General features: G+C 69.3%; 26 protein-coding genes and 1 riboswitch. Of the genes, 8 read left to right on the plus strand and 18 right to left on the minus strand.

All coding sequences use genetic code 11. The features are described from left to right. Positions 1-15: 15 nt before the first annotated feature. Together rph and ACFUPX_RS30930 are read right to left on the minus strand one after the other, a co-directional pair. Positions 16-762, minus strand: a complete 747-nt coding sequence (gene rph, locus ACFUPX_RS30925; RefSeq protein ID WP_383330005.1) for a ribonuclease PH — start codon at positions 760-762, stop codon at positions 16-18. A gap of 100 nt (positions 763-862) precedes the next feature. Further along, positions 863-1,096 carry a PTS glucose/sucrose transporter subunit IIB gene (locus tag ACFUPX_RS30930; RefSeq protein WP_344523958.1) on the minus strand — a complete coding sequence of 78 codons (234 nt, stop codon included), beginning with the start codon at positions 1,094-1,096 and terminating at the stop codon, positions 863-865. Between the two features lie 246 nt (positions 1,097-1,342). Here ACFUPX_RS30930 and ACFUPX_RS30935 point away from each other — a divergent pair, with 246 nt between their 5' ends. The 3 genes from ACFUPX_RS30935 to ACFUPX_RS30945 all read left to right on the plus strand — a co-directional run bounded on the left by ACFUPX_RS30935 (position 1,343) and on the right by ACFUPX_RS30945 (position 5,229). Continuing rightward, complete coding sequence (locus ACFUPX_RS30935) at positions 1,343-2,656, plus strand: PTS transporter subunit EIIC (RefSeq protein WP_383330008.1); 1,314 nt, start codon at positions 1,343-1,345, stop codon at positions 2,654-2,656. A 276-nt stretch (positions 2,657-2,932) separates the two neighbouring features. Beyond that, complete coding sequence (locus ACFUPX_RS30940; RefSeq protein WP_383330011.1) at positions 2,933-4,198, plus strand: PTS transporter subunit EIIC; 1,266 nt, start codon at positions 2,933-2,935, stop codon at positions 4,196-4,198. Between the two features lie 89 nt (positions 4,199-4,287). Beyond that, a complete protein-coding gene (locus tag ACFUPX_RS30945; protein ID WP_383330014.1) occupies positions 4,288-5,229 on the plus strand; it encodes a hypothetical protein in 942 nt (313 codons plus the stop codon). A 19-nt stretch (positions 5,230-5,248) separates the two neighbouring features. Here ACFUPX_RS30945 and ACFUPX_RS30950 read toward each other — a convergent pair whose 3' ends face one another. Beyond that, positions 5,249-6,001 (minus strand): MBL fold metallo-hydrolase, encoded by a 753-nt coding sequence (locus ACFUPX_RS30950; protein WP_383330017.1) that lies wholly within the window; start codon positions 5,999-6,001, stop codon positions 5,249-5,251. Between the two features lie 222 nt (positions 6,002-6,223). Between ACFUPX_RS30950 and ACFUPX_RS30955 the strand changes: the two genes are divergently transcribed. Further along, entirely contained in the window at positions 6,224-6,685 is a 462-nt protein-coding gene (locus ACFUPX_RS30955) for a type II toxin-antitoxin system PemK/MazF family toxin (protein WP_383330020.1), read from the plus strand. A gap of 96 nt (positions 6,686-6,781) precedes the next feature. On the opposite strand, the gene ACFUPX_RS30960 is transcribed toward ACFUPX_RS30955, so the two are convergent. The 10 genes from ACFUPX_RS30960 to clpS all read right to left on the minus strand — a co-directional run bounded on the left by ACFUPX_RS30960 (position 6,782) and on the right by clpS (position 14,622). Next, positions 6,782-7,735: a PLP-dependent cysteine synthase family protein gene (locus ACFUPX_RS30960; protein WP_383330023.1), complete on the minus strand. Its 954-nt coding sequence runs from the start codon at positions 7,733-7,735 to the stop codon at positions 6,782-6,784. Positions 7,736-7,741: 6 nt separating this feature from the next. Continuing rightward, complete coding sequence (locus tag ACFUPX_RS30965) at positions 7,742-8,029, minus strand: MoaD/ThiS family protein (protein WP_383330026.1); 288 nt, start codon at positions 8,027-8,029, stop codon at positions 7,742-7,744. Positions 8,030-8,176: 147 nt separating this feature from the next. Next, the gene (locus ACFUPX_RS30970) at positions 8,177-8,278 is read right to left on the minus strand and encodes a putative leader peptide (RefSeq protein ID WP_336605789.1); all 102 of its coding nucleotides are present in this window, start codon (positions 8,276-8,278) and stop codon (positions 8,177-8,179) included. Positions 8,279-8,347: 69 nt separating this feature from the next. Beyond that, the gene (locus ACFUPX_RS30975; RefSeq protein ID WP_383330030.1) at positions 8,348-9,133 is read right to left on the minus strand and encodes an ABC transporter ATP-binding protein; all 786 of its coding nucleotides are present in this window, start codon (positions 9,131-9,133) and stop codon (positions 8,348-8,350) included. Continuing rightward, a complete protein-coding gene (locus tag ACFUPX_RS30980) occupies positions 9,130-10,185 on the minus strand; it encodes a FecCD family ABC transporter permease (RefSeq protein WP_383330138.1) in 1,056 nt (351 codons plus the stop codon). Before ACFUPX_RS30980 ends, ACFUPX_RS30975 begins: the two co-directional genes overlap by 4 nt. A 47-nt stretch (positions 10,186-10,232) precedes the next feature. Next, a complete protein-coding gene (locus ACFUPX_RS30985) occupies positions 10,233-11,195 on the minus strand; it encodes an ABC transporter substrate-binding protein (RefSeq protein WP_383330032.1) in 963 nt (320 codons plus the stop codon). 43 nt (positions 11,196-11,238) lie between these two features. Continuing rightward, positions 11,239-11,364: riboswitch (cobalamin riboswitch) on the minus strand. After that, complete coding sequence (locus tag ACFUPX_RS30990; RefSeq protein WP_383330035.1) at positions 11,360-11,782, minus strand: Mov34/MPN/PAD-1 family protein; 423 nt, start codon at positions 11,780-11,782, stop codon at positions 11,360-11,362. Its footprint overlaps the riboswitch before it by 5 nt. Positions 11,783-11,865: 83 nt before the next feature. Next, positions 11,866-13,341 carry an amino acid permease gene (locus ACFUPX_RS30995; protein ID WP_383330038.1) on the minus strand — a complete coding sequence of 492 codons (1,476 nt, stop codon included), beginning with the start codon at positions 13,339-13,341 and terminating at the stop codon, positions 11,866-11,868. 352 nt (positions 13,342-13,693) lie between these two features. Continuing rightward, positions 13,694-14,296 carry a DUF2017 domain-containing protein gene (locus tag ACFUPX_RS31000; RefSeq protein ID WP_383330041.1) on the minus strand — a complete coding sequence of 201 codons (603 nt, stop codon included), beginning with the start codon at positions 14,294-14,296 and terminating at the stop codon, positions 13,694-13,696. Between the two features lie 11 nt (positions 14,297-14,307). Then, positions 14,308-14,622, minus strand: coding sequence for an ATP-dependent Clp protease adapter ClpS (gene clpS, locus ACFUPX_RS31005; RefSeq protein ID WP_361836503.1), 315 nt, complete (start codon positions 14,620-14,622; stop codon positions 14,308-14,310). A gap of 80 nt (positions 14,623-14,702) precedes the next feature. On the opposite strand from clpS, the gene ACFUPX_RS31010 reads away from it, so the two are divergent. Both ACFUPX_RS31010 and ACFUPX_RS31015 read left to right on the plus strand, forming a co-directional pair. Then, complete coding sequence (locus ACFUPX_RS31010; protein ID WP_383330045.1) at positions 14,703-16,031, plus strand: nicotinate phosphoribosyltransferase; 1,329 nt, start codon at positions 14,703-14,705, stop codon at positions 16,029-16,031. 140 nt (positions 16,032-16,171) lie between these two features. Next, complete coding sequence (locus ACFUPX_RS31015) at positions 16,172-16,756, plus strand: nicotinamidase (protein WP_383330048.1); 585 nt, start codon at positions 16,172-16,174, stop codon at positions 16,754-16,756. A gap of 27 nt (positions 16,757-16,783) precedes the next feature. Here ACFUPX_RS31015 and ACFUPX_RS31020 read toward each other — a convergent pair whose 3' ends face one another. Together ACFUPX_RS31020 and ACFUPX_RS31025 are read right to left on the minus strand one after the other, a co-directional pair. After that, complete coding sequence (locus ACFUPX_RS31020) at positions 16,784-17,122, minus strand: hypothetical protein (protein WP_383330049.1); 339 nt, start codon at positions 17,120-17,122, stop codon at positions 16,784-16,786. Positions 17,123-17,278: 156 nt separating this feature from the next. Then, a complete protein-coding gene (locus tag ACFUPX_RS31025; RefSeq protein ID WP_383330052.1) occupies positions 17,279-19,693 on the minus strand; it encodes an immune inhibitor A domain-containing protein in 2,415 nt (804 codons plus the stop codon). Between the two features lie 473 nt (positions 19,694-20,166). Between ACFUPX_RS31025 and ACFUPX_RS31030 the strand changes: the two genes are divergently transcribed. After that, the gene (locus tag ACFUPX_RS31030; protein ID WP_383330141.1) at positions 20,167-20,460 is read left to right on the plus strand and encodes a hypothetical protein; all 294 of its coding nucleotides are present in this window, start codon (positions 20,167-20,169) and stop codon (positions 20,458-20,460) included. Positions 20,461-20,520: 60 nt separating this feature from the next. On the opposite strand, the gene ACFUPX_RS31035 is transcribed toward ACFUPX_RS31030, so the two are convergent. Both ACFUPX_RS31035 and ACFUPX_RS31040 read right to left on the minus strand, forming a co-directional pair. Further along, positions 20,521-21,120, minus strand: a complete 600-nt coding sequence (locus ACFUPX_RS31035; protein WP_383330055.1) for an RDD family protein — start codon at positions 21,118-21,120, stop codon at positions 20,521-20,523. 172 nt (positions 21,121-21,292) lie between these two features. Next, positions 21,293-22,774, minus strand: a complete 1,482-nt coding sequence (locus tag ACFUPX_RS31040; RefSeq protein WP_383330058.1) for an RDD family protein — start codon at positions 22,772-22,774, stop codon at positions 21,293-21,295. A 242-nt stretch (positions 22,775-23,016) separates the two neighbouring features. On the opposite strand from ACFUPX_RS31040, the gene ACFUPX_RS31045 reads away from it, so the two are divergent. Continuing rightward, entirely contained in the window at positions 23,017-23,496 is a 480-nt protein-coding gene (locus tag ACFUPX_RS31045; RefSeq protein ID WP_383330061.1) for an SsgA family sporulation/cell division regulator, read from the plus strand. A 46-nt stretch (positions 23,497-23,542) separates the two neighbouring features. On the opposite strand, the gene ACFUPX_RS31050 is transcribed toward ACFUPX_RS31045, so the two are convergent. Then, positions 23,543-24,931 carry an FAD-binding oxidoreductase gene (locus tag ACFUPX_RS31050; protein WP_383330064.1) on the minus strand — a complete coding sequence of 463 codons (1,389 nt, stop codon included), beginning with the start codon at positions 24,929-24,931 and terminating at the stop codon, positions 23,543-23,545. Between the last annotated feature and the right edge of the window lie 84 nt (positions 24,932-25,015).

Consider the following 25,015-nt stretch of genomic DNA (forward strand, 5'->3'; position numbering starts at 1 on the left):
CAACCGGGTGGCCGCCTACTTCGTCGCTTCGAGCGCCTGGCGCTGGAACGCGGCCAGGTCCTCGCAGCCCCCGACGGCGAGGTCGAGCAGCGCGTTCAGTTCCTTGCGGTCGAAGGGCTCGGCCTCGGCCGTGCCCTGGACCTCGACGAAGCGGCCGTCGCCGGTGCAGACGACGTTCATGTCGGTGTCGGCCTTGACGTCCTCCTCGTAGCGCAGGTCGAGGAGCGGTACGCCGCCGACGATGCCGACGGAGACGGCGGAGACCGTGTCGGTGAGGGGCTTGCGGCCGGCCTTGACGATCTTCTTGCCTTGCGCCCAGGCGACGGCGTCGGCCAGCGCCACGTACGCGCCGGTGATCGCGGCGGTGCGGGTGCCGCCGTCGGCCTGGAGGACGTCGCAGTCCAGGACGATGGTGTTCTCGCCGAGGGCCTTGTAGTCGATGACCGCGCGCAGCGATCGGCCGATCAGGCGGGAGATCTCGTGCGTGCGGCCACCGATCTTGCCGCGTACGGATTCGCGGTCGCCGCGGGTGTTGGTGGAGCGCGGCAGCATCGAGTACTCGGCGGTGACCCAGCCTTCGCCGCTGCCCTTGCGCCAGCGCGGGACGCCTTCGGTGAAGGAGGCGGTGCAGAAGACTTTGGTGTCACCGAAGGAGATGAGGACGGATCCCTCGGCGTGCTTGCTCCAGCCGCGGTCGATCGTGATCGGGCGGAGCTGTTCGGGGGTGCGGCCGTCGATGCGGGGCTGGGGCTGTGAGGACATGCGGGTGAGCCTATCCGTACCTGGGTGAGGCCCGTCCGCACATGGGTGAGGGGCCCTTCCCCGTTCGCGGGAAGGGCCCCTCACCGGTGAGCTCAGCGACTCACATCATGTCTTCGATGTCCGCGGCGATCGGGTCGGCGTCCGTGCCGATGACGACCTGGATCGCGGTGCCCATCTTGACGACCCCGTGCGCGCCCGCGGCCTTCAGCGCGGCGTCGTCGACCTTGCTCGGGTCGTGAACCTCGGTGCGGAGGCGGGTGATGCAGCCCTCGACCTCTTCGATGTTCTCGATGCCGCCGAGCCCGGCGACGATCTTCTCAGCCTTGCTGGCCATGGTGTTCTCCCTGTTCCTAAAGGACGCGGCCTCGCCACACCGTAGGTCGCTTTGTCACGTTAACGCACGGTTGGAGCATCTTCGCGGGCGGTTACGGCACTCGTACCCAATGATGACGATCAAGGTGCCATCCCTCATGCCATCCCTCGTGTCATGTCTGACGGGACGGCACCGCACCTGTTCCGCAACTGGTCTACACCAGTTTTCAACGACCGCCAAACCTGGCTTGTTCCGGAGGGGACGCCGATGAGTTCCGAAGCAGCAGCGGTGCCGCAGAAGAAGTGGTGGAACGGTCTTTTCCAGGGCCTCCAGAAGATGGGCCGCAGCCTCCAGCTGCCCATCGCCGTCCTGCCCGCGGCGGGCATCCTCAACCGCCTCGGCCAGCCGGACGTCTTCGGCGCCGACGGCCTCGGCTGGGACAACGTCGCCAAGGTCTTCGCGGCGGCGGGCGGCTCGCTCCTGGACTCCACCCTCGGCCTGCCCCTGCTGTTCTGCATCGGTGTCGCGATCGGCATGGCCAAGAAGTCGGACGGCTCCACGGCCCTCGCGGCGGTCGCGGGTTTCCTCGTCTACTACGCGGTGCTTCGCGCCTTCCCCGACGACTGCCCCGCGGACACCACCTTCGGCGCGGCGGGCATGTGGAGCGGCGTCTGCATCGCGCAGGACGGCACGCCCGCACAGGCGGCGTACCAGAACCCAGGGGTCTTCGGCGGCATCGTGATGGGCCTGCTCGCCGCGTGGTTCTGGCAGCGCTACCACCGCGTGAAGCTGGTCGACTGGCTCGGCTTCTTCAACGGCCGCCGTCTGGTGCCGATCATCATGGCCTTCGTCGGCCTGGTCTTCGCGGGTCTGTGCGTCTGGATCTGGCCGCCCATCGGTGACGCGCTCACCCACTTCTCCAAGTGGCTCGTGGACCTCGGGTGGCTCGGCTCCGGCATCTTCGGTGTGGCCAACCGCGCGCTGCTCACGATCGGCCTGCACCAGTTCCTGAACACGTTCGTCTGGTTCCAGTTCGGCGACTTCACCAAGCCGGACGGCACGATCGTCCACGGTGACATCAACCGCTTCCTGGCGGGCGACCCGACGGCGGGCCAGTTCACGTCGGGCTTCTTCCCGATCATGATGTTCGCGCTCCCGGCGGCGGCCCTGGCGATCACGCACGCGGCCCGTCCGGAGCGGCGCAAGGTGGTCGGCGGCATGATGCTCTCGGTCGGTCTGACGTCGTTCGTCACGGGCATCACCGAACCGATCGAGTACTCGTTCCTGTTCATCGCGCCCCTGCTGTACGCGATCCACGCGGTCCTCACGGGTGTGTCCATGGCGGTGACGTGGGGCCTGGGGGTCAAGGACGGCTTCAGCTTCTCGGCGGGTCTGATCGACTACGTCATCAACTGGAGCCTGGCGACCAAACCCTGGCTGATCATTCCGATCGGTCTTGTCTTCGCGGCGGTGTACTACGCCCTGTTCAGCTTTGTGATCCGCAAGTTCAACCTTCCGACGCCGGGGCGAGAACCGGAAGAGGAAGCGGAAGCGCAGGATGCGGAGCAGACGAAGGCATAGCCCTTGGCAGGGGGCGGATCGGCGCCTGGCGCGCGGCCTCCCGCGGAGCACATACGGAAGACCCTCGGCCCTACCGGGCCGGGGGTCTTTCTGCGTTCATTTCGCGTTATGGCCGACCCCACAAAACTCGTGGGTTCCTTACGTCACCTTCACCGTGCTACAACAGGTCTACACCACTAATTGGTGTAGACCACGCGGCTCTCGCCGCGGTCCCTGGAGACGCCGCCGTCCCCCTCTGCCTTGTCCTTGGCGGCGCCTTGCCCACTGGAGGAAGTTGTGTCCACGGCCAGTGCCGCCCCCGCGGCCGACAAGAAGAAGGGCGCAGGCGCGATGGCTGTCATGCAGCGCATCGGCCGCAGCCTCATGCTGCCGGTCGCCGTGCTGCCCGCAGGCGCCCTGCTCATCCGCCTCGGCCAGCCCGACATGCTCGGCCGCGATTCCTTCCCCGCGTTCATCACCAAGATCGCCACGTTCATGGCGGCCGGCGGCAGCGCGATCATCGACAACATGGCGCTGCTGTTCGCCGTGGGCATCGCGATCGGCTTCGCCAAGAAGTCGGACGGCTCGACGGCCCTCGCGGCCGTCACCGGCTACCTGGTCTTCCAGAAGGTGCTCGGCACCTTCACGGACAAGAACCTGCCGAAGATCGCCACCGCCGTCGACGGCAAGGTCGTCATGGTGGAAGCGCCGGTGGACGCCAAGGTCCTGGGCGGTGTGGTCATGGGCATAGTCGTGGCCCTGCTGTACCAGAAGTTCTACCGGACGAAGCTGCCCGACTGGGCGGGCTTCTTCGGTGGCCGCCGCCTGGTCCCGATCCTCTCCGCCTTCGCGGGTCTGTTCATCGGCATCATCTTCGGCTACATCTGGCCGGTCCTCGGCACGGGTCTGCACAACTTCGGTGAGTGGCTGGTCGGTTCGGGCGCGGTCGGCGCGGGCATCTTCGGTGTCGTCAACCGTGCGCTGATCCCCGTCGGCATGCACCACCTGCTGAACTCGTTCCCGTGGTTCCAGGCCGGTTCGTACGAGGGCAAGAGCGGCGACATCGCCCGCTTCCTCCAGGGTGACCCCTCCGCCGGACAGTTCATGACCGGCTTCTTCCCGATCATGATGTTCGCCCTCCCCGCGGCCTGCCTCGCGATCGTGCACTGTGCACGCCCCGAGCGCCGCAAGGTCGTCGGCGGCATGATGTTCTCGCTCGCGCTCACCGCGTTCGTCACCGGTGTGACCGAGCCGATCGAGTTCACCTTCATGTTCATCGCCCCGGTGCTCTACGCGATCCACGCGGTCCTCACCGGTGTCTCCATGGCGCTCACCTGGGCGCTCGGCATGAAGGACGGCTTCGGCTTCTCGGCCGGTGCGATCGACTTCTTCCTCAACCTGGGCATCGCGACCAAGCCCTGGATGCTCGTGCTCGTCGGCCTCTGCTTCGCGGCGGTCTACTACGCGATCTTCCGCTTCGCGATCACCAAGTGGAACCTCCCGACGCCGGGCCGCGAGTCCGACGAGGAGCTCGCCGAGCTCCAGAAGGCCGAGGGGAAGTAGCCCCCGGCCCCACCTCAGGACATAAGCCCCTCGCCATCGGTACCAACGGCGAGGGGCTTTGTCATGCTCTGCGGCTTACGGTCGAAGACATGACCAGCACCCCTCAAGCCCCCCAGGCCCCTCAGACCCCTCAGACCCCCCGCATCCTCGACCTGGACCGCGCCGGCCTCTCCGCCCTCCGAGGCCGCGCCCTGACCGCGTCGGTCGCCGCCGCCGAGGGGCGCACCATGGTCGGCGAGGTGTTCGCCGACCGGGCGGCGCTCGTGCCGATGCCCGGCATGCCGGGTGTGCACAATGCCGAGCTCGTCGCGGCCTTCGGCGCCGACATCGTCGTACTGAACCTGATCGAGCGGGCCTGGGACGGCGAGCGGCTCGACCTGCCGGGGCTCGGCACCTTCGCGTCCATCGGCGAGCTCGCCGACTTCATCGGCAGGCCCATCGGCATCAACCTGGAGCCCGGCGACGTCCCCGAGATCCGCCGCGCCAAGCCCGAGTACGCCAGGCGGCTCATCGACATGGGTGCGGCGATGCTCTGCCTGACGGCGAATCCCGGGACGGGCGGTTCGTACGAGGGACTCGCGCGGGTCACGGAGGAGCTACGGCAGGGCCTCGGTGACGACGTCGCGCTGTGGAGCGGCAAGATGCACCACGCCGGGCACCCGGAGCGGGTCACGGCCGCCCGGCTGACCTCGCTGGTGGACGCGGGCGCCGACGGGGTGGTCATGCCGCTGCCGGGGACGCTGCCCGGCGTCACCAAGGAGCTGGCGGCCGAGGCCGTGGCCGCGGTGCAGGACGCGGGGGCGGTCGTGATGGGGGCGATCGGCACCAGCCAGGAGGGCAGCCACGTCAACGTCGTGCCGCAGCTGGCCCTGAACGCGAAGGAAGTGGGCGTCGACGCGCACCACTTCGGGGACTCCTACCTGCCGGGCATGTGCGATCCGGAGGTCATGTACGCGTACTCGGTCGCGATCCGCGGCCGCCGCCACACCTGGAACAGGATGGCGCTCGGCGGCCGCGGAACCAGGCGCTAGAGCCAGCTGACAGACCGGGCTAGACCGAGTAGCTCCGGCCGGGTGTTGCCAGTTCGGCCGGTCCTTCGTACGCCGTCCGGGCGTCCGCCAGGTTCACCTGGGGGTCCGTCCACGGCGGGATGTGGGTGAGCAGGAGCCGCGCGGCGCTCGCGCGCTGGGCGGACTCGCCCGCCTCACGGCCGTTGAGGTGCAGGTCGGGGATGTTCTCCTTGCCGTCCGTGAAGGCAGCTTCGCAGAGGAACAGGTCGGTGTCGGCGGCCAGTTCGTCGAGCGCGCCGCACACGCCGGTGTCTCCCGAGTACGTGAGGGACCTGCCTCCGTGCTCGACGCGGATGGCGTACGCCTCGACGGGGTGGCGCATCTTCTCCGTGCGGACCGCGAAGGGGCCGATGTCGAACGAGGCCGGCTTGACGGTGTGGAAGTCGAATACCTCGCTCATCGAGGAGGCCGACGGGGTGTCGGCGTACGCGGTGGTCAGACGCTGCTCGGTGCCCTCTGGCCCGTAGACCGGGATGGGGGCGCAGCGGCCGCCTTCGTGCCGGTAGTAGCGCGCCACGAAGTAGGCGCACATGTCGATGCAGTGGTCGGCGTGCAGATGGCTGAGGAAGATCGCGTCGACGTCGTACAGACCGATGTGGCGCTGCAACTCGCCCAGGGCACCATTGCCCATGTCGAGAAGCAGCCGGAAGCCGTCGGCCTCGACGAGGTAGCTCGAGCAGGCCGAGTCCGCGGACGGAAACGACCCCGAGCAGCCGACGACGGTGAGCTTCATGGAGCGGAAACCTCCGGGGGCGAAACGGGGGTTGTGCGGGGGCCTTGCGGGGGCTCGCGAGGGCCTGCGGGAGGCCCTTCGAAGAGTTCTGCGATCCGTCGAGCGTAAGGCGCAAAAGGTCCGGTCGCTCCTCCGTCGTGGGCCGTTGTGGGAGAACTCACCTGCGGTGTCACCGGTTCGGGGGGCGCGCGGGGCGGGGTGCGCGCCGGTACCGTCTGCCGTATGGATACGTCGTGGTGGCTCGCGCTGGCCGCTGTTCTGGTGCTCGCGATGGTCGCCGCGGTGGTGGACGGCCGGGGCCGCAGCGACCGTGGACCCCGTGGCGGGACGACCCGCCCGCCGAGCCGCCCGCGCGGGCCGCGGCGCAGGCGGTCCGGGCCCCGACCGGCGGAGATCTGGTGGGCGAAGGTGCCCTACGAGGACGGGCCCGGCGAGAAGGACCGGCCCTGTCTCGTGCTTTCGGTGCGGGGCGGGAGCGCGGTCGTCGCGAAGATCACCAGCAAGTACCACGACGAGCGGGCCGGGGTGATCCCGCTGCCGCCGGGGTCGGTGGGTGACGCGCGGGGTCGGCCCAGCTTCCTGGAGACGGACGAGCTGCGGGACGTGCCGGTGGGGGAGTTCCGCAGGCGGGCGGGGATCGTGGATCCGGCGCTGTGGGATCAGGTGCGGTACTTGGCGGGGTAGACGTCAGAACGCCGGACGGGCTGGAGAGATCCAGCCCGTCCGGCGTTTGAGGACGAACACGGCGAAGCCGGTGACGAGCCCGCTCCGCGGGGGCGCCTAAGCCCACAGCTGGCCCTGCAGCGTCTCGATCGCCGCCTCGGTCGTCTCGGCGGTGTAGACGCCCGTCGAGAGGTACTTCCAGCCCCCGTCGGCCACCACGAACACGATGTCGGCGGACTCCCCCGCCGCCACCGCCTTCTTGCCCACGCCGATCGCCGCGTGCAGCGCGGCCCCGGTGGAGACCCCCGCGAAGATCCCCTCCTGTTGGAGGAGCTCGCGGGTGCGCGTGACCGCGTCGGCCGAGCCGACCGAGAAGCGGGTGGTCAGGACGGAGGCGTCGTACAGCTCGGGGACGAAGCCCTCGTCCAGGTTGCGCAGGCCGTACACGAGGTCGTCGTAGCGGGGCTCCGCGGCGACGACCTTGATGTCCGGCTTCTGCTCGCGCAGGAAGCGGCCCACGCCCATGAGCGTGCCCGTGGTGCCGAGCCCCGCCACGAAGTGGGTGACGGAGGGCAGGTCCGCGAGGATCTCCGGGCCGGTCGTCGCGTAGTGCGCGCCCGCGTTGTCCGGGTTGCCGTACTGGTAGAGCATCACCCAGTCCGGGTGCTCGGCCGCCAGCTCCTTGGCGACGCGTACCGCCGTGTTGGAGCCGCCGGCCGCCGGGGACGGGATGATCTCCGCGCCCCACATGGCGAGGAGCTCACGCCGCTCCTGCGAGGTGTTCTCCGGCATGACGCACACGATGCGGTAGCCCTTGAGCTTGGCCGCCATGGCCAGCGAGATGCCCGTGTTGCCGGACGTCGGCTCCAGGATCGTGCAGCCGGGCGTCAACCGCCCGTCCTTCTCCGCCTGTTCGACCATGTGCAGCGCCGGGCGGTCCTTGATGGAGCCGGTCGGGTTCCGGTCCTCCAGCTTCGCCCAGATGCGGACGTCGTCGGAGGGGGAGAGGCGCGGCAGGCGGACGAGGGGCGTGTTGCCCACGGCCGCCAGCGGGGAGTCGTAGCGAGGCATCCGCGATCAGACCATGCCGCCGGCCACGGCCGGGAGGATCGTGACGCTGTCGCCGTCCGTGAGCTTGGTGGTGATGCCGTCCAGGAAGCGGACGTCCTCGTCGTTCAGGTACACGTTCACGAAGCGGCGCAGTTTGTCGCCGTTCGCCGGGTCGATGAGCCGCTCGGCGATGCCCGCGTGCCGCGAGTCGAGGTCGGTGAAGAGCTCGGCGAGGGTGTCACCGCTGCCCTCGACGGCCTTGGCGCCGTCGGTGTAGGTGCGGAGGATGGTCGGGATGCGGACCTCGATGGCCATGGCGGGGAGCTCCTGTCGGGAGAAGTCACGTGGGTGGGCGCGCGGCGGCCCGGTGGTGCGGGTACGTAAGTTCGGGTGCGTGAGGCTCTGCTGCGCAGGGCGCTACGCGGGGTGGCGCCGCGGCTCACGGCCGTACGGCGGCGGCGGTCAGCGCGAACAGATCGCGCTGGAAAGCCTGCACAAATCGACGTGCAGACGCGCAACGAGCAGCATGCCCGGCATCTTGTCGCTCACGTCGTGGGGAACCATGCGGTCATCGTATCGATTCCCGGTCCGGGTTCTGGAATGTGATCTCGCATGGTGGACGGATTGCGTCCATCACCTGGATGGCGGGAGATACGTGACCGTCGGCGCCCCGGTCACGGGGTGCACCGAGACCTCCGCCGTGACCCCGTACACCTCGGCGAGGAGCTCGCTGGTCAGGACCTCCTTCGGCGGTCCCGACGCGACGAGGCGGCCCGCGTCGAGCACGTACAGACGATCGCAGTAGTACGCGGCCAGATTCAGGTCGTGCAGGGCCAGGAGATTCGTCGTGCCGAGGTCGCGGACCAGGGAGAGGATCTCCAGCTGGTAGCGGATGTCCAGGTGGTTGGTCGGTTCGTCCAGGACCAGGACCCCGGGCTCCTGCACCAGCGCCCTCGCCACCAGGGCGCGCTGGCGCTCGCCGCCGGAGAGCCCGGCGAAGGCGCGGTGGGCGAGATCGGCGGCCCCGACCCGCTCCAGGGCCTCGCCGACCAGGGCGGCGTCCCGCGCGGTGTCCGCCTCCCAGAAGCGCTTGTGCGGGGAGCGGCCCATGGCGACGATCTGCCGGACGGTGAGCTCGAAGCCGGTGTGCCCGTCCTGCGGGACGGTGGCGATGCGGCGGGCGCGGTCCTTGGCCGAGCGGGCCGCGAGGTCGTCGCCGTCCAGGAGCACGCGCCCGCCGGTGGGCGTGAGGGTGCCGTAGACGCAGCGCAGGAGGGTGGTCTTGCCGCTGCCGTTGGGGCCGACCAGGCCGACGGTCTCGCCTCGGGCGGCGTGCAGGGTGACGTCGTCGACGAGGGGCTTCCCACCTGTGCGGTAGGTGAGGGACTCGGCGGTCAGGGTCGCCGCGGGGTTGCTCACGCGGTCGCCTCCGTACGGTTCCTTCGCAGCATCCAGAGGAAGAACGGGCCGCCCGTCAGCGCCGTCAGGACGCCGACCGGGATGTCCTGCGGGGCCGCGACCGTGCGCGCGGCGAGGTCGGCCGCCACCAGGAACACCGCGCCCATCAGGGCCACCACCGGCAGGAGCGCCCGGTGGGCGGCGCCGACCAGCATCCGGGCCGCGTGCGGCACCATCAGGCCGACGAAGCCGATGGCTCCGCTGTAGGCGACGAGTACGCCGGTCAGGAGCGAGGCGAGGACGAAGACGGCGGCGCGGAAGCGGGCCGTGTCCAGGCCGAGGACGGTGGCGCCCTCCTCGCCGACCAGGAGCAGGTCCAGGGGGCGGGCCAGGGCGACGAGCAGCGCCGTGCCCACGATCAGGGCGGCGCCGGGCAGGGCGAGCATGTCCCAGCGGGCGCTGCCGAGTCCGCCGAGCGTCCAGTACAGGACTTCCTTCAGGTGGTCCGTGCTGTCGGCCATGATCAGGATCAGGCTGGTCAGGGCGGAGAGGATGTACGAGACGGCCACTCCGGCCAGGATCAGGCGCCCGGTGGCGAAGCCCCCGCCTCCCGACCTCGCCAGGGTGTAGACGACGAGCAGGGAGAGCAGGGCGCCCACGAAGGCGGCGGCCGGGATGGTGACGGTGGTGGCCAGGCCCGTGCCGATGCCGAAGGCGCTGCCGAGGACGATGACGGCGACGGCTCCGGCGGAGGCGCCGGAGGAGACACCGAGCAGGAACGGGTCGGCCAGGGGGTTCCTGACCAGGGCCTGGAGGACGGTGCCGATGACGGCGAGGCCCGCGCCTACGGCCGCGCCGAGCAGGACCCGGGGTAGGCGGACGTCCAGCACGATCGTGCGGAACGGGGAGGGCTCCGCGCGGCCGGTGAGGATCTCCAGGACGTCGGCCGGGGGTATCCGAACCGAGCCCAGGACCAGGCCTGCGACGACCGCCGCCGCGAGGGCTGTCAGCAGCCCGGCGACGACGGTGCCGTACCGCAGCCTTACCCTCGCCGCGGACCGGTTGCCGTCGATCACCGGCTCCGCCGAATTCGTCCTCAAACGCCGGACGGCCTGAGGATTCACAGCTGGTCCGCCAGCTTTTCCACCGCCCCCGGTGCCCTCACCCCCACCACCGTGTCCGACAGCGGAAGGACCGCGAAGCGCTTGTGCTTGATGGCGGGGACGTCCGCGAGGACCGGGTCGTCCAGGAGGCGCTTCTTCTTCTGGGCGACCGTCGTGCCGCCGTAGTCGAGGATCACGATCATCTCGGGCTTGCGGTCGACCACCGACTCCCAGGACGCGTCGCCGAAGGACTTGTCCAGGTCGGCGAAGACGTTGCGCCCGCCCGCCCGTTCGATGATGTCGTTGCCGATGCCACGGCCGCCCGCAGTGAACGCGGTCTTGTCCCCGCTGTCGTAGACGAAGACCGGGACCCGCTTCTTGGACTTCAGCTTCTTCGCCGTGGCGGACAGCCGGCGCTCGGCGTCGCCCACCCACTCGTCCGCCCGCTGCCGCACCCCGAACGTGCTGCCGACCTCGCGGACCTCCTTGTAGACGTCGTCCATCGACACGGGCCGCTTCGCGCAGCCCTCGACGTTGAGGCGGCTCTCGACGCCGGACTTGGCCAGGGCCTTGCGGCTGCGGCCATCGCCCGCCTGGAACGCGCTCGCGTAGCCGCCGTAGACGAAGTCGGGGTTCGCGGCCAGGAGCTTCTCGTACGAGGGGTACTCCTTGGCGATGACCGGGGTGTCCGCGTACGCCTTCGCGTACTTCGGCAGCACCTTGTCGTCCAGGTACGCCGTGCCCGCGAGGCGGTCCTTCAGGCCCAGCTCCAGCATCACTTCCGTCGCGTGCTGGTTCATCGTCACGGCGCGCTCGGGGGGTGCTTCGTACGTCGTCTTCACGCCGCAGTTCGTGACCGTGTAGGGGAAGCCGGGGGCCTTCGCGGCGGGCTTTTCCGAAGCGGGGTCCGCGGCGGACGAGCAGGCGGCGAGCGGGACGAGCAGGGCCGCGGCGGCGAGCAGGCGTATGGGGCGGGGCATGGCTGGGCTGCCTCCTCCAGGGGATTCCGCGTCCCCTGCGTCGTGGGAGAAGAAGGCGGCAGGTCAGTTCCTGACTGCCCCGCCCGCGAAGGGTGGGGTCACAGTGGCGGGACCGTGCCGGATTCGCACCGGCTTCCTGGGCCCTGCCGCCTCAAAGGTGAAGCTCAGTATGCCTGGACGATCTCGACCTTCTCCTCGGTGACCTCCGCGTCCACGATCCGGAAGGAGCGGAACTGGAACTCGCCCGCGTCGTCGGCGTCGGCCGTGGAGACCAGGACGTAGTGGGCGCCGGGCTCGTTGGCGTACGAGATGTCCGTGCGCGAGGGGTAGGCCTCGGTCGCCGTGTGCGAGTGGTAGACGATCACCGGCTCCTCGTCGCGGTCGTCCATCTCGCGGTAGAGCTTGAGGAGGTCGGTCGAGTCGAACTCGTAGAACGTGGGCGAGCGGGCCGCGTTCAGCATCGGGATGAAGCGCTCGGGGCGGCCGGTGCCCTCCGGGCCCGCGACCACACCGCAGGCCTCGTCGGGGTGGTCCTGGCGCGCGTGCGCGACGATCTGGTCGTGGAGGGCCTGGGTGAGGGTCAGCATGGCAGCCAGGATAAGCAGAAGGGCCGGTCCGTACCGAAGAGTGGTACGGACCGGCCCACATGCTGGGATCAGGCGTTACGGCGCTACTTCTGCACCGTGTCCTGCGGCTCGGCCTCGCCGCCGCCCGTGGACTGCGCGTTGCCGCGCTTCTGCATGACCAGGTAGCCGACGCCGAGGATCAGGGCCCACACCGGAGCCGCGTAGAGCGAGATCCGGGCGTCCTTGTCGATACCCATCATCACGATGACCATGGCGATGAAGGCGAGGGCGAACCAGCTCGTGTACGGCGCTCCCGGCGCCCGGAAGGTGGACTGCGGCAGCTCGCCGCGGTCGGCCTTGCGGCGGTACTTGATCTGGCAGACCAGGATCATGATCCAGGCCCACATGCCGGAGATGGTAGCGAAGGAGACGACGTAGTTGAACGCCTCGCCCGGCCACTGGTAGTTGATCCAGACGCCGACCAGCATCAGCGCGGCGGAGAAGGTGGTGCCGACCAGGGGCAGGCCGTTCTTCGTGAGCTTGGTGAAGAACTTCGGGCCCTGCCCGTTGAGCGCCAGGTCGCGCAGCATGCGGCCGGTGGAGTACATACCGGAGTTGCAGGAGGAGAGCGCGGCCGTCAGGACGACGAAGTTGACGATCGCGGCGCCGACGCCGAGGCCCATCTTGTCGAAGGCGGCGACGAACGGCGAGACGCCCGGCACGAACTCCGTCCACGGCACGACCGAGAGGATCATGATGAGCGCGCCGACGTAGAAGACGGCGATGCGCCACGGCACGGTGTTGATGGCCTTGGGCAGGACGGTCTTCGGGTCCTTGGACTCCCCCGCGGTGACGCCGACGAGCTCGACGGCGAGGAAGGCGAACATCACGATCTGGAGCGTCATCAGCGTCGAGCCGATGCCGTTGGGGAAGAAGCCGCCCTGGTCCCACAGGTGGGAGACGGAAGCGGTGTCACCGGCGTCGGAGAAGCCGATGGTGAGGATTCCGGCGCAGATCAGGATCATGCCGATGATCGCGGTGACCTTGACCATCGAGAACCAGAACTCGAGCTCGCCGAAGAGCTTCACGGAGATCAGGTTGGCGCCGTACAGGATGACCGTGAAGATCAGCGCGTAGGCCCATTGTGGAATGGAGTCGTGCGTCCAGTACTGCATGTACTGGGCCGCCGCCGTGACTTCCGTGATGCCGGTGACGACCCAGAAGAGCCAGTACGTCCAGCCGGTCACGTACCCGAAGAACGGGCCGATGAATTCACGTGCGTACTCCGAGAAGGAGCCCGACACGGCGCGGTACATGAGCAGCTCGCCCAGGGCACGCATGATGAAGAAGATGACGAGGCCGGCGATGGCGTAAGCCAGGATGAGGCTCGGACCGGCCTTGTGGATGGCCTTGCCCGCGCCGAGGAACAGGCCGGTGCCGATGGCACCGCCGATCGCGATCATCTGGATCTGCCGGGCACCGAGCCCGCGCTGATAACCCTCGCCTGACGAACCGGACGAACCGCCCGCTCCGCCGGCCTCATTGCCGTCGTGATGCTCTTCGACCTGCACTGAGGTCATGGTGACGCCTTTCTCCACGCTAGATCCGTGCCCGCAAGTCTGCGTATGGCAACGGATCAGGTCCTGATCCCCCCGGATATGGATGGAGTGCTACCGGCGGTCTGCCGGCCCGAGCGCCACCGGTGACATGGGTGGCGTCACCGAGTGGTCGTGAAGATTTATCACGGCGGCAATAGTGGCTGATGGGGCCGCATGTGGCCCATGCCACGAGAAGAACCGGACAAAATTCCCTCGCCGCATCAAAGGCGGGCATTGAAGTGACACGATCGTTATCCGGATTTGAGCGTCCGATGAGCGAACGGGAGGTAACCGCTGCTACATACAACGATTTTGTCGCCGCCCGGTGTGACCTCTAACCCATGAGGGTGCCGACCAGCGTCTCCTGGAGACCGCCCAGCCAGAGGTAGGCCATCACCATCGGCTTGCGGGGATCGGCGTCCGGCAGCTGGTAGAGCAGGTCGGTGTCGTCCTCGTCCGTCACTTCGAGGCGCGCGCCGATCGCCAGGCGGAGGTCGTTGAGCGAGCCGAGCCAGTGCCGCGACTCGTCGGTGGACAGCTTCAGTACGGCGCCGCCCTCGCCCTTGGACGTCATGGCGTCGAGGCTGCGGATCACCACCAGGGCGTCGTCCCGCTTCTTGGCCCGCAGGTCGTTCTCGGTGAAGCGCCTGAACTCCGAGGAGTACGCGCGCAGTTCGTCGGGATCGGCGGCGCCCTCCTCGCTGCCGGGTCCGCCGTACGCGTCAGGCAGCAGCCGCTGGAGGACCGGGTCGGTGGGCGGTTCGCTGGGGCCCTCGGCGAACAGCTCCGCGAGGGGGTCGTCCGAGGCGTCCTCGGCCGGTCCGGGGCCGATCAGCTCCAGGAGCTGCACGGTGAGGGAGCGGATGATCGAGATCTCGACCTCGTCGAGCGCGACGGCGGCGCCGCCCCCGGGGATGGCTTCGAATTGTCCTGGCATCAGATGCGTCGCTACTTCCGGTCCTGCTGGAGGGTGGCCCAGAGCCCATACCCGTGCATGGCCTGTACGTCGCGCTCCATCTCCTCGCGGGAGCCGGTGGAGACGACCGCGCGGCCCTTGTGATGCACGTCCATCATCAGCTTCGTGGCCTTCTCCTTCGAGTACCCGAAGTAGGACTGGAACACATAGGCCACGTAACTCATCAAATTGACCGGGTCGTTGTGGACGAGCGTGATCCATGGGACATCCGGCTCCGGAACGGCGAAGGTCTCTTCGGCCGATTCGGGGCGGGTGATCTCTGCGGGAGCCGTACTCACTTGTCCCATGCTGCCACCCGCAGGGGGCCCTCGCACAAATGGGCCCAGGAAATCGTCAGAGTGACGAGATGCGGGGTAGCATCCTTCGTATGAACACAGCGGACCTTGGGCTGCCGGTGGATGTTCCGTCGACAGCGCTCTTCACGGATCACTACGAGCTCACGATGCTGCAGGCCGCGCTGAAGGCCGGCACCGCCGATCGGCGCTCCGTCTTCGAGGTCTTCACGCGCAGACTGCCCGAGGGGCGCCGCTACGGAGTGGTGGCCGGAACCGGCCGGGTCCTGGACGCCGTCGAGAACTTCCGCTTCGACGCCGACGTCATCGGATTCCTGCGCGAGCGCCGCGTCGTCGACGAGACGACCCTCGAATGGCTCTCCTCGTACCGCTTCAGCGGTGACATCTGGGGCTATCCGGAGGGCGAGGTCTACTTCCCGGGCTCGCCGATCCTGCGCGTCGAGGGCTCCTTCGCGGAGTGCGTGCTCCTGGAGACGGTGATCCTCTCCATCCTCAACCACGACTCGGCGATCGCGGCCGCGGCCTCCCGGATGGCGTCGGCCGCCGGTGAGCGCCCGCTGATCGAGATGGGCGCACGGCGTACGCACGAGCTCGCGGCCGTCGCCGCCTCGCGCGCCGCGTACGTCGGCGGCTTCACCACCACCTCCGACCTGGCGGCGGGCTTCCGCTACGACATCCCCACGGTCGGCACGTCCGCCCACGCCTTCACCCTCCTGCACGACAACGAACGCGACGCCTTCCAGGCCCAGGTGGACTCCCTGGGCCCCGGCACCACGCTGCTCGTCGACACGTACGACGTGACCGAGGCCGTCCGCACCGCCGTCGAGGTCGCGGGGCCCGAGCTGGGCGCCGTGCGCATCGACTCCGGGGACCTGCTCCTGGTCGCGCACCGGGTGCGCCAGCAGCTCGACGAGCTGGGCGCCACGAAGACGAAGATCGTCGTGACCTCGGACCTGGACGAGTACGCCATCGCCTCCCTCGCGGCGGCGCCCGTGGACGCGTACGGCGTGGGCACGCAGCTCGTCATCGGGTCCGGGCACCCGACCTGCTCGATGGTCTACAAGCTGGTGGCTCGCGCCCACTCGGCGGACGCGAAGGCTCCGCTTGAGCCGGTGGCCAAGAAGTCGCTCGGCGCCAAGTCGTCCGTGGGCGGTCGCAAGTGGGCCGCGCGGCGGCCCGACGAGTACGGGGTGGCCGAGGCCGAGGTGATCGGCACGGGCGCCGTGCCGGTGGAGCTCGCCGACCACCAGCTCCTCGTCGAGCTGGTCAAGGGCGGCGAGGTCGTGGCGCGCGAGCCGCTCGACACCGTGCGCGAGCGGCACGCGGCGGCGCGGGAGCGGCTTCCGCTGTCGGCGACGCAGCTGTCCAAGGGCGAGGCGGTCATTCCGACGGAATACATCTGAATTGTGCGCCGGAGTGCGGAGCGGGGCGTTCGAACGCCCTCTCCCGCATCGCCGTGGAAGTCTCTACGCTCGGTTCATCCGGCCGAGTTCCCTCTCTCTTCCTCACTGCCTACGAGCCTTGCCGAGCCGAAGGACACCCGATGCGCCGCGCTCTGATCGTCGTCGATGTGCAGAACGACTTCTGCGAGGGCGGCAGCCTCGCGGTCGCGGGGGGATCGGACGTGGCCGCCGCGATCACCGAGCTGATCGGCCAGGCGCCCGCGGGCTACCGGCACGTGGTGGCCACCCGTGATCACCACATCGACCCGGGCGACCACTTCTCGGACCACCCGGACTACGTGCGTTCATGGCCCCCGCACTGCGTGGCGGGCACGGAGGGCACCGGGTTCCACCCGAACTTCGCGCCGGTCGTCGCCTCCGGGGCCATCGACACGGTGTTCGACAAGGGTGCCTATTCGGCCGCCTACAGCGGCTTCGAGGGGACCGACGAGAACGGCGTGTCCCTGGCGGACTGGCTGCGGGCCCGGAAGATCACCGACGTGGACGTGGTGGGCATCGCCACGGACCACTGCGTACGCGCCACCGCGCTCGACGCGGTACGGGAGGGCTTCGGCACGGCAGTCCTGCTCGACCTGACCGCAGGCGTCTCCGAGGAGACCACGGAGCGGGCCCTGGAGGACCTCAGAACGGCCGGAGTGGAACTGACGGGCAAGCCGGTGGTCTGAGCCCGGCAGGGGCGCGGGAGCGCCCCCTCACACACCCGAGGCGCTGGTCTCCGGCCGTCCGGGCCGTTGCCGCTTCAGGGCCCGGATGGGATGCCAGAGCTCAGCGGCGGCGTCCGGCGCCGTGCGCCATATCAACCCGTCCGGATGGTGCAGCACCGCCGTGATCTCGTCCGGCGTCGGCGGCTCCGCGTTGCCCCGCAGGTACACCGCGCGCATGCCCAGATTCCGCAGCCGCGTCAGCGCCCTCGCGCGGTTCACCGCGTGGACGATCATCCGGACGTTGCCGCCGCCCATGACAGGGCTCGGCAGGGTCAGGGCCACCACCACACTGCCGTTCGGCAGCTTGCTGAAACCTCCTGCGGACATGGCTGGTCACACCCCCGTGAGACGTCGCACGGGGCCCGAAACCGGAACAGCCGGACCCCGTGTCAATAAGAAATCCACAGGACGCACCTAAACACGATCGGCCGCCGCCCGCTAGAGGGCGACGGCCGATCATGGCTTGACCTGCGAAAACGCTAATTACTTCTTGGAGGGACCCACCTGGACCGTGATCGAGGAGCCATCCTTCGGCTGCTTGATGATCTTGATCTGGGTGTTGGTGTCAGTGACCTTGACACTTCCCGTGCCGTTCTCCTTGAACCAGTAGGTGCCCTTGTGGTCGTCGAAGACCGGAACACCCTTCTGGGACTTGATCTTCAGCGCGACGTCCGCGTTGTGGAGCGTGAACTTGTCCGTCGCGAACTTGCTGAAGGGCGCGTCGAACGGCTGGATCTTGTTGCGCAGCAGCGTGCCGTCCGCCCACTTGAGCGGCTTGGCGTGCGCGTCCACCGGAAGGATCAGACCCTCGCCGGGGTGCGCGCTGGTGTTGTTGTCCTTCTGCGAGGTGTCCCACTGCCAGACCATGAGGCCGGTCTGGTAGGGGTAGTGCTCGACCCAGTCCGGACGAGACTTCGAGAAGCCGAAGTTGTACGGGCCGTTCTTCAGGGTCTTGTCGTACGACACGTACTGCCGGTTCTCGGCGAGGTAGTACTGGTCGTACTTCTTGGTGAAGGACTCGCCGATGCGCGAAAAGCCCTTCGCCGTCCAGCCGTTGTCGTCGCCCTCGGCGCCGTCCTCGAAGACCTTGGCGCCGTCCGCGGTGATCGCGAGGGCGTCGGCCGCGAAGCCCTTGCCGCCCGCGCCGCCGTCCGTGGAGTACCGGAAACGGACGTCGATCTTCTTGCCGGCGTACGCGTCGAGCGGGAACGCGAGCTTCTTGTACGCACCCGAAGCACCGGTCAACGCGGGCTTGTCACCGGCGTCGCGCGGGATGGGCTTGCCGTCCGCGGTGCCGTCCACCGGCGTCCAGTTGGCGCCGCCGTCCGTCGATACCTCGGTGTAGAGGTAGTCGTAGTTGGCCTCGATGTCCCACCAACCGTCCAGGGAGAGCGCGGCCTTGGACTTGCCGGTCAGGTCGACCGAGCGCGTCAGGGTGTTCTTGAGGTCGTCGCCCTGGTCGCTCCACCACTGCTTGGAGCCCTCGGTCGGCTTGGTCACCGTGGTGGTGACGGCCTTCTTCGGGAGGTCGACGACGAGCGCCTGACGGTGGCGGGTGTTGTACTCGGAGACGCCCAGCTTGTGCTCGGACATCGTCGCGGCCTTGGCCTTGGCGTAGTCGAGCCAGCCCAGCTGGAACTTGTCCCAGGCCGTCATGTCGCCGGGCAGGTCACCGATGGCGTTCTTGCCGGTGCCGAGCCAGGACCCTGCCGACATCAGCGACCAGAAGCCGACCGAGTTCTCGCCCTTGCCCGAGGTGTCGTACAGGTCGGGCAGACCGAGGTCGTGGCCGTACTCGTGGGCGAAGACGCCGAGGCCGCCGTTCTCCGGCTGCATCGTGTAGTCGCCGACCCAGATGCCCGAGTCGCCGATCTGCGTGCCGCCCGCCTTGTTCTGGCCGGGACCGGTGTTGCCCGCGTCGTTGCCGTACGCGTACCAGCGGTGCGCCCACAGGGCGTTCTCGCCCTCGGCGCCGCCGCCGGCCGACTCGTCCTCGCCCGCGTGCACGAGCTGGAAGTGGTCGATGTAGCCGTCCGGCTCGTTGAAGTTGCCGTCGCCGTCGAAGTCGTAGCGGTCCCAGAGGTCGTACTTGGCGAGGTCCGCCTTGATCTGGGCGTCCGTGCGGCCCTGGGCCTTCTGGTCCTTGGTCCAGGCGGTGACGCCGTCCTTGACCGCGTCCCAGACGTTCGGGCAGTTGGTGTCGCCGCAGTAGTTGGAGCCGTACCGCGCTTCGTTGTAGTCGACCTTGACCCAGTCGGAGACCTCTCCGTCGACCGAGTAACGGCCGGACGAGGTCTTCTCGTAGTAGGTCTTCAGGGACTCCTTCTTCTTGCCCTTGGAGTCCTTGCCCTCACCGAAGTAGAGGTCCTGGAAGTGCTTCTGGTTGTAGTCCTTCTGCCAGGCCGTGCTGTTGTCCTTCGCACGGTCCGGCTTGGCTATCGTGTTGTGCGCGGGGCCCGCCTTGCCGCCGTACTTCTTGACCGGCGCCTCGGGGCCCTCGGGACCGTCGGGGTCGTACATGGTGGTGTCGTCCACCTTGTCCCCGAACTCCACCAGGATCGTGAAGATCTTGTCGGTCTTCTCCCGGCCCAGCTCGACGTACTTCTTGTCGTCGAGCTTCACGACCTGGGAGCCGCCGCGCTTCTGCACCTTGGCGTCGCCCGCGACGACCTGCTGAAGCGCCGCCTTGCGCTGCTGCGCCTGCTGCTTGCTGAAGGGCCCGTCGAGGTCGTGGTCGACCTGCGCCTTGGTCCTTCCCGGGTCCTGCCGGTCGATGGCGGGAGCTCCGGTCGCCCCGCCGTCCTCGGCGGATGCCGTGGCTGCCGAGAACGTGGCGGCTGCCGCGGCCATCGCCACGGCAGCCGCGGTGGCTCTGAACGTCCGTCTTCTGACTGTCACTTGATGCTGTCCTCCCCCGCGTCCGCGCGAAGGCGGGCCGAAGTCCCGGTCGGAGGAGGTCCGCGCGCGATACGCGTCACAAGTGACGACATTGGACCGGAGATACGGAAGAAAAGACAGACCTTGACTTGAACAGGCCAAGTACACTATGCAGACCCACGGATCCGCTATCCGGACGCGTGCGCCCGCTGCCGGCATGGTCAACGGGCGCGTCCCACCGTCCACTTGATGGACGTCATGAACCCGTGCGCCCCCTGTGCTGCCGCACCGTGGGTTAGGTCACGCTTACCGCCCGTTCCCGTCGGGCATGCAGCGGATTAGAGTCAATCGACGGTGCGCTCCAGCGCGAGGCGGCATTTCTCAAGTCGCCGTAGCCGGGCACCCTTTGATTCGTATACAGCTTCACATTGGGCACGACCACCCCCGCATCCGCTGTCCCGAGGACGGATTACGCCATGCCTCGTCCCATGCCGCTGCCTCGTCCCACCCCCGCCCAGATCACGTACGGCACGCTGACCGTCGTCTGTTCGACGCTCGCCATGCTGCTGCTCTCCCAGACGAGCTCGGGTATCGGTGTCGCGGTGATAGCCGCCGCCGCGCTCGGCCTCGGGTTACTCGTGGCGATGACGGTTCCGCAGCCACAACCCGCGGCCTCACCGGCCGCACGGGTCACTCCGGCCGCCCGGACCGCGGACGAGCGCGTTCCGGCCCAGCGTGCCGCCGGTCCTGTCCTGGCCGACTCCGTACGCGAGCCGGCGGGCCCGTAACGATCACGGGCCCGCCGGTTACGCCACTGCCGTTGCCGCCGCCGCGGCGGTCTCCCGTCGTCAGCCGGTGCTGACCACGACGGTCTTGGCCGCCTTGTCGTGCAGGCCCTGCTTGTAGGGCTTGTCGAAGAAGCTCCAGCCGCCACAGATCGCTGTCCAGATGCAGGCGCAGCAGAAGGCGAACGGAAGCCAGAGGACGGCCGCGCGGACGAGCGCGGTCTGCAGGGTGGGGGTCGCCCCGTCGTTGAGGTTCGCGACCCGAAGACCCAGCCACTTCTTGCCCAGGGTCTGGCCCGTCCTGGAGATCATGAAGGTGTCGTACGCGATGTAGAGCACGGCGGCGAGCAGGGACTGCCCGAAGCTCTTGCCGTACTGCACCTCGTCGGGGTCGACGTCGAACTCGTTCGTGCCGAAGGCCCAGGAGAGCAGCCAGACGACCACGCCGACGAGGATCATGTCGATGATGCGGGCGAGCACGCGCTTGCCGCTCTCCGCCAGGGGCGGCATCCCGGCAAGCGGGTCACCGGCACCGCCGTAGGGATCTCCGCCTCCACCAGCGCCGCCGCCGTAGGGGTCACCGCCGTACGGCGGGGGCTGCTGCTTCCTGAAGGGGTCGTTGTCGTCGGGGGGCGGCGGGTATTGCGGCGGTTCGGTACTCATGCTGCGAGTCGACCGCGAGTGCGCCGGGGGCGCATCCGGCGAGCGGCTGTCCGGGTTAAGGGCTGAAAATTCAGCCCCTCCGGCGATTGAGGAGCGGGGTCTGGGGCGGAGCCCCAGGTGGGCCCCCGCGCCGAGCGGGTTTTCGGGAAGGGGCGGGGTCGGGGAAAGGGATCTAGCCCGCCACAAACGTTCCGGCAGCCTTGTCGTGCCAGCACTGGCGCCACGGCCGGTCGAACACGCACCACAGGACGCCGACGACCCCGATCACCAGGACCCCGGGAACGACGTAGACCAGCCACCGCTTCAACGCCACCCCGAACGTCGGCGTCTCGTGCTCCTCCATGTCCCGCACCTGGAGCCCGAGGACCTTCTTGCCCAGCGTCCGCCCCCACTTGGCCGTGGGCAGCACCTCGTAAAGGACGCCGAAGAGCAGCAGGACGCCCAGGACCATCCCCAGGTACCCCGCCGTGGTGCCGTCCAGCAGCCACACGGTGACCTTCTCGCCGGACATCTTCGCCGCGTCGATCTTGCTGTCGATGTGGTCGGCGGCCTTCGTGCCCAGCGGGAGCGCGGCGGCCCCCGTCACGGCCACCAGGAGGACGGTGTCGATGAGCCGCGCGGCGAACCGCTTGCCGAGTCCGGCGGGCCGCCCCGCCGCCTGGTTCTGCGCCATCGCGAGGAAGGGGTCACTGGCCACCGGCTTCCACGGCACGACGGGCTGCTGCTGGCCGTCCCCCTCGGCGAGCTGGTGCACCTGCTGCGCCCACGAGGGCGAGCCGCCACCGGGCCCCGAGGTCACGGGCGACGCCGCACCACCCGGCGCACCGCCCTGATGCGGGACGGTCGGCTGTACGGGGGCGGGCGCGGGCGCCGGTGCGGGCGCCGGGGCGGGGGTGGACGCAGGGGCGGGCGCGGCGGCCTGGGGAGGCACGGCGGCCTGCGCGGGCGCCGGGCTCTGCGCCGCCGTACCGGCCGACTTCGGGCGCAGCGCCCGGATCGCCATGGTGCCTTCGGTGGCGGGCGTGGCCGCGGTGGGCCGCACCGGGCCCGCGGGCCTGCGGAACGTCACCGTGCCCTCGGTCGTCGGGGGCTGCTGGTCCTTCGACGGCGGCTTGACCGCTCGGATCTGCACCGTGCCGGGCCCGTTGGTCTCCCCAGGAGCAGAGGGAGAAGCAGCGGGAGAGGGAGAGGGAGAAGCAGCGGCGGCAGGCGCCTCCGCGGGGGCCGGTCCGCCCGCCACTCGCGGGTCCCTCGGGTCCCGCGGATCCCCGCCCCACGAGACCCGGTGGTCCTGCTCGCCGCCGAGCCCCGCCTGCCGGGCCGAGTCCGCCTGCCACGCGGAGGCGGGTTCGGGCCTGGCCCCGTGCTGCGAGGGGATGTCGGCGGCACCCGCACCCGCACCGGCTGCCGACTCGGGCGCCGGCATGGGCTCCTCGTCGAAGAAGTGCGGCCCGGTCTCCTCGGCGGCCGCGGGTGCGGGCGCCGCCGCCCCCGGAGGCGCGGGGAGCGATTCGCCGTCGGTCGGGGCGGGACGACTGGTCCCGGGCACCCAGGCCGCACCGTTCCAGTACCGGACATATCCGGGAATGGACGGATCGGGGTAGTAGCCTTCGCGGGGCCTGTCGTCGCCTGGGGCCGGAGTTGGGGCGCTCATGTCCGTCGTCCCGTATCTGCTCGGGGGTCTTTTAGATGTTCCACATCTATCAGACCTCCGCGTCCCCCTGGGCGTCTCCTGCCCTACAGACCACTTTCCGGGCACAGTTCAACCAGGGCAACGAGCCTCTTCAACTTCGTACGGAAAAAGTTTCCGGAACCCGCGTAACGCTCGGCGCCCATCGCGCTCTCTCCTTGCACGGGCCCGCTCCAGGGCCCCGCACGAGGAAGGAACGCACCGACATGCACACCGTGGTGGAACGCGAGCTTGAGCTCAAACTCGTCCTCTCGCCGGAACGCGCGATCCCCGTCCCGGCCCGCCTCACCTACCGCACCGACGATCCCTACGCCGTCCACATCGCCTTCCACATCGGCTCCGAGCACCCCGTGAACTGGACGTTCGCCCGCGAACTGCTGGTCGAGGGGGTGTTCAGGCCCTGCGGGCACGGCGATGTCCGGGTCTGGCCGACCAAGGTCGACGGTCGCAGCGTCGTCCTGATGGCGCTGAGTTCACCCGACGGTGACGCCCTCCTTGAGGCGCCGTCGCCCGCCGTGTCCGCCTGGCTCGAGCGCACGCTGCGGGTGGTCCCTCCGGGCTCTGAGGCTGAGCGGCTCGGCATCGACGACGGCCTCGCCGAGCTGCTCACGCCGACCACGGGCCGTGTCGACGACCTCTGGCTGCGTGACCCGTGGCCCTCGGACGAGTCCAAGGACGGTGAGTGAGCTCCGACGCCACGGGGGCGAGAGCGGAGACACACGCACCGAAGGCTCAGAACAGTTTGCCGGGATTCAGGAGGGAGAGCGGGTCGAAGGCCGCCTTGATGGCGCGCTGCATCTCCACGCCCACCGGGCCGATCTCGCGCGCCAGCCACTCCTTCTTCAGGACGCCCACGCCGTGCTCGCCGGTGATCGTGCCGCCGAGTTCGAGACCGAGGGCCATGATCTCGTCGAAGGACTCGCGGGCGCGGCGGCCCTCGTCGAGGTCGGCGGCGTCGAAGCAGACGGTGGGGTGGGTGTTGCCGTCGCCCGCGTGCGCGCAGACCCCGATCGTGAGGCCGTACTTCTCGGCGATACGGTCGACGCCTTCGAGCATGTCGGAGAGCTTCGAGCGCGGCACGCACACGTCGTCGATCATCGTGGTGCCCTTGACGGCTTCGAGCGCGGTGAGCGACAACCGCCGTGCCTGGAGCAGCAGTTCGGACTCGGCCGCGTCCTCGGCCGGGACGACCTGGGTGGCGCCCGCGGCCTCGCAGAGCGCGCCGACGGCCGCGAGGTCCGCGGCGGGGTCCGGGGTGTCGAAGGCGGCGAGGAGCAGCGCTTCGGTGGTCTCCGGGAGGCCCATGTGGGCCAGCGCGTTGACGGCCCTGATGGTCGTGCGGTCCATCAGTTCCAGGAGTGAGGGGACGTGCCCCCCTTCCATGATCTTGCATACGGCGTCGCAGGCGGCCTTGGCCGAGCCGAACTCGGCGGCCAGGACCAGCTGCTGGGGCGGCTGGGGCTTCAGGGCGAGGGTCGCGCGGACGACGATGCCGAGGCTGCCCTCGGAGCCGACGAACAGGCGCGTGAGGTCGTAGCCGGCGACGCCCTTGGCCGTGCGGCGTCCGGTGCTCATGAGCCGTCCGTCGGCGAGGACGACGTCGAGCCCGAGGACGTACTCCGCCGTCACGCCGTACTTCACGCAGCACAGGCCGCCCGATGCCGTGCCGATGTTCCCGCCGATGGTGCAGGTCTCCCAACTGGACGGGTCCGGCGGGTAGTAGAGACCCTGTTCGTTCACGGCTCGGGAGAGCGTGGCGTTGACGACGCCGGGTTCGACGACCGCGATCCGGTCGACGGGGTTGATCTCCAGGATGCGGTCCATCTTGACCAGGGACAGCACGATGCAGCCCTCGCTGGCGTTCGCGCCGCCCGAGAGGCCCGTGCGGGCGCCCTGGGGGACCACCGGGATCCGTAGCTCGGTCGCCGTGCGCATGACGTGCTGGACCTGTTCGACGGTGCGTGGCAGGACGACGACGGCCGGGGTGCCCGCGTCGCAGAAGCTCGCCATGTCGTTCGCGTACGAGGCCGTGATGTCGGGGTCCGTGAGGAGGGCGTCGGCGGGGAGGCCGTCGTGGCCCTCGTGGCCTTCGCGGAGGAGTTCGATGAGTGTGCGGCTCATGATCACAGCCTCGCACCCGGGGCCATCGGTGTGAACCCGTGTGCGACGCCGGTCCGCGTGCCGGGATGTGCTCTTCATATTGAC

It is taken from the genome of Streptomyces sp. NPDC057302 (assembly GCF_042667685.1).
Taxonomy (GTDB): domain Bacteria; phylum Actinomycetota; class Actinomycetes; order Streptomycetales; family Streptomycetaceae; genus Streptomyces.

Excerpts from the sequence above, each read along its gene's own strand:
- rph (WP_383330005.1), bottom strand. The coding sequence starts at position 762 with ATGTCCTCACAGCCCCAGCCCCGCATCGACGGCCGCACCCCCGAACAG.
- ACFUPX_RS30930 (WP_344523958.1), bottom strand. The coding sequence starts at position 1,096 with ATGGCCAGCAAGGCTGAGAAGATCGTCGCCGGGCTCGGCGGCATCGAG.
- ACFUPX_RS30935 (WP_383330008.1), top strand. The coding sequence starts at position 1,343 with ATGAGTTCCGAAGCAGCAGCGGTGCCGCAGAAGAAGTGGTGGAACGGT.
- ACFUPX_RS30945 (WP_383330014.1), top strand. The coding sequence starts at position 4,288 with ATGACCAGCACCCCTCAAGCCCCCCAGGCCCCTCAGACCCCTCAGACC.
- ACFUPX_RS30950 (WP_383330017.1), bottom strand. The coding sequence starts at position 6,001 with ATGAAGCTCACCGTCGTCGGCTGCTCGGGGTCGTTTCCGTCCGCGGAC.
- ACFUPX_RS30955 (WP_383330020.1), top strand. The coding sequence starts at position 6,224 with ATGGATACGTCGTGGTGGCTCGCGCTGGCCGCTGTTCTGGTGCTCGCG.
- ACFUPX_RS30960 (WP_383330023.1), bottom strand. The coding sequence starts at position 7,735 with ATGCCTCGCTACGACTCCCCGCTGGCGGCCGTGGGCAACACGCCCCTC.
- ACFUPX_RS30965 (WP_383330026.1), bottom strand. The coding sequence starts at position 8,029 with ATGGCCATCGAGGTCCGCATCCCGACCATCCTCCGCACCTACACCGAC.
- ACFUPX_RS30970 (WP_336605789.1), bottom strand. The coding sequence starts at position 8,278 with ATGGTTCCCCACGACGTGAGCGACAAGATGCCGGGCATGCTGCTCGTT.
- ACFUPX_RS30985 (WP_383330032.1), bottom strand. The coding sequence starts at position 11,195 with ATGCCCCGCCCCATACGCCTGCTCGCCGCCGCGGCCCTGCTCGTCCCG.
- ACFUPX_RS30990 (WP_383330035.1), bottom strand. The coding sequence starts at position 11,782 with ATGCTGACCCTCACCCAGGCCCTCCACGACCAGATCGTCGCGCACGCG.
- ACFUPX_RS30995 (WP_383330038.1), bottom strand. The coding sequence starts at position 13,341 with ATGACCTCAGTGCAGGTCGAAGAGCATCACGACGGCAATGAGGCCGGC.
- ACFUPX_RS31000 (WP_383330041.1), bottom strand. The coding sequence starts at position 14,296 with ATGCCAGGACAATTCGAAGCCATCCCCGGGGGCGGCGCCGCCGTCGCG.
- clpS (WP_361836503.1), bottom strand. The coding sequence starts at position 14,622 with ATGGGACAAGTGAGTACGGCTCCCGCAGAGATCACCCGCCCCGAATCG.
- ACFUPX_RS31010 (WP_383330045.1), top strand. The coding sequence starts at position 14,703 with ATGAACACAGCGGACCTTGGGCTGCCGGTGGATGTTCCGTCGACAGCG.
- ACFUPX_RS31015 (WP_383330048.1), top strand. The coding sequence starts at position 16,172 with ATGCGCCGCGCTCTGATCGTCGTCGATGTGCAGAACGACTTCTGCGAG.
- ACFUPX_RS31020 (WP_383330049.1), bottom strand. The coding sequence starts at position 17,122 with ATGTCCGCAGGAGGTTTCAGCAAGCTGCCGAACGGCAGTGTGGTGGTG.
- ACFUPX_RS31035 (WP_383330055.1), bottom strand. The coding sequence starts at position 21,120 with ATGAGTACCGAACCGCCGCAATACCCGCCGCCCCCCGACGACAACGAC.
- ACFUPX_RS31040 (WP_383330058.1), bottom strand. The coding sequence starts at position 22,774 with ATGAGCGCCCCAACTCCGGCCCCAGGCGACGACAGGCCCCGCGAAGGC.
- ACFUPX_RS31045 (WP_383330061.1), top strand. The coding sequence starts at position 23,017 with ATGCACACCGTGGTGGAACGCGAGCTTGAGCTCAAACTCGTCCTCTCG.
- ACFUPX_RS31050 (WP_383330064.1), bottom strand. The coding sequence starts at position 24,931 with ATGAGCCGCACACTCATCGAACTCCTCCGCGAAGGCCACGAGGGCCAC.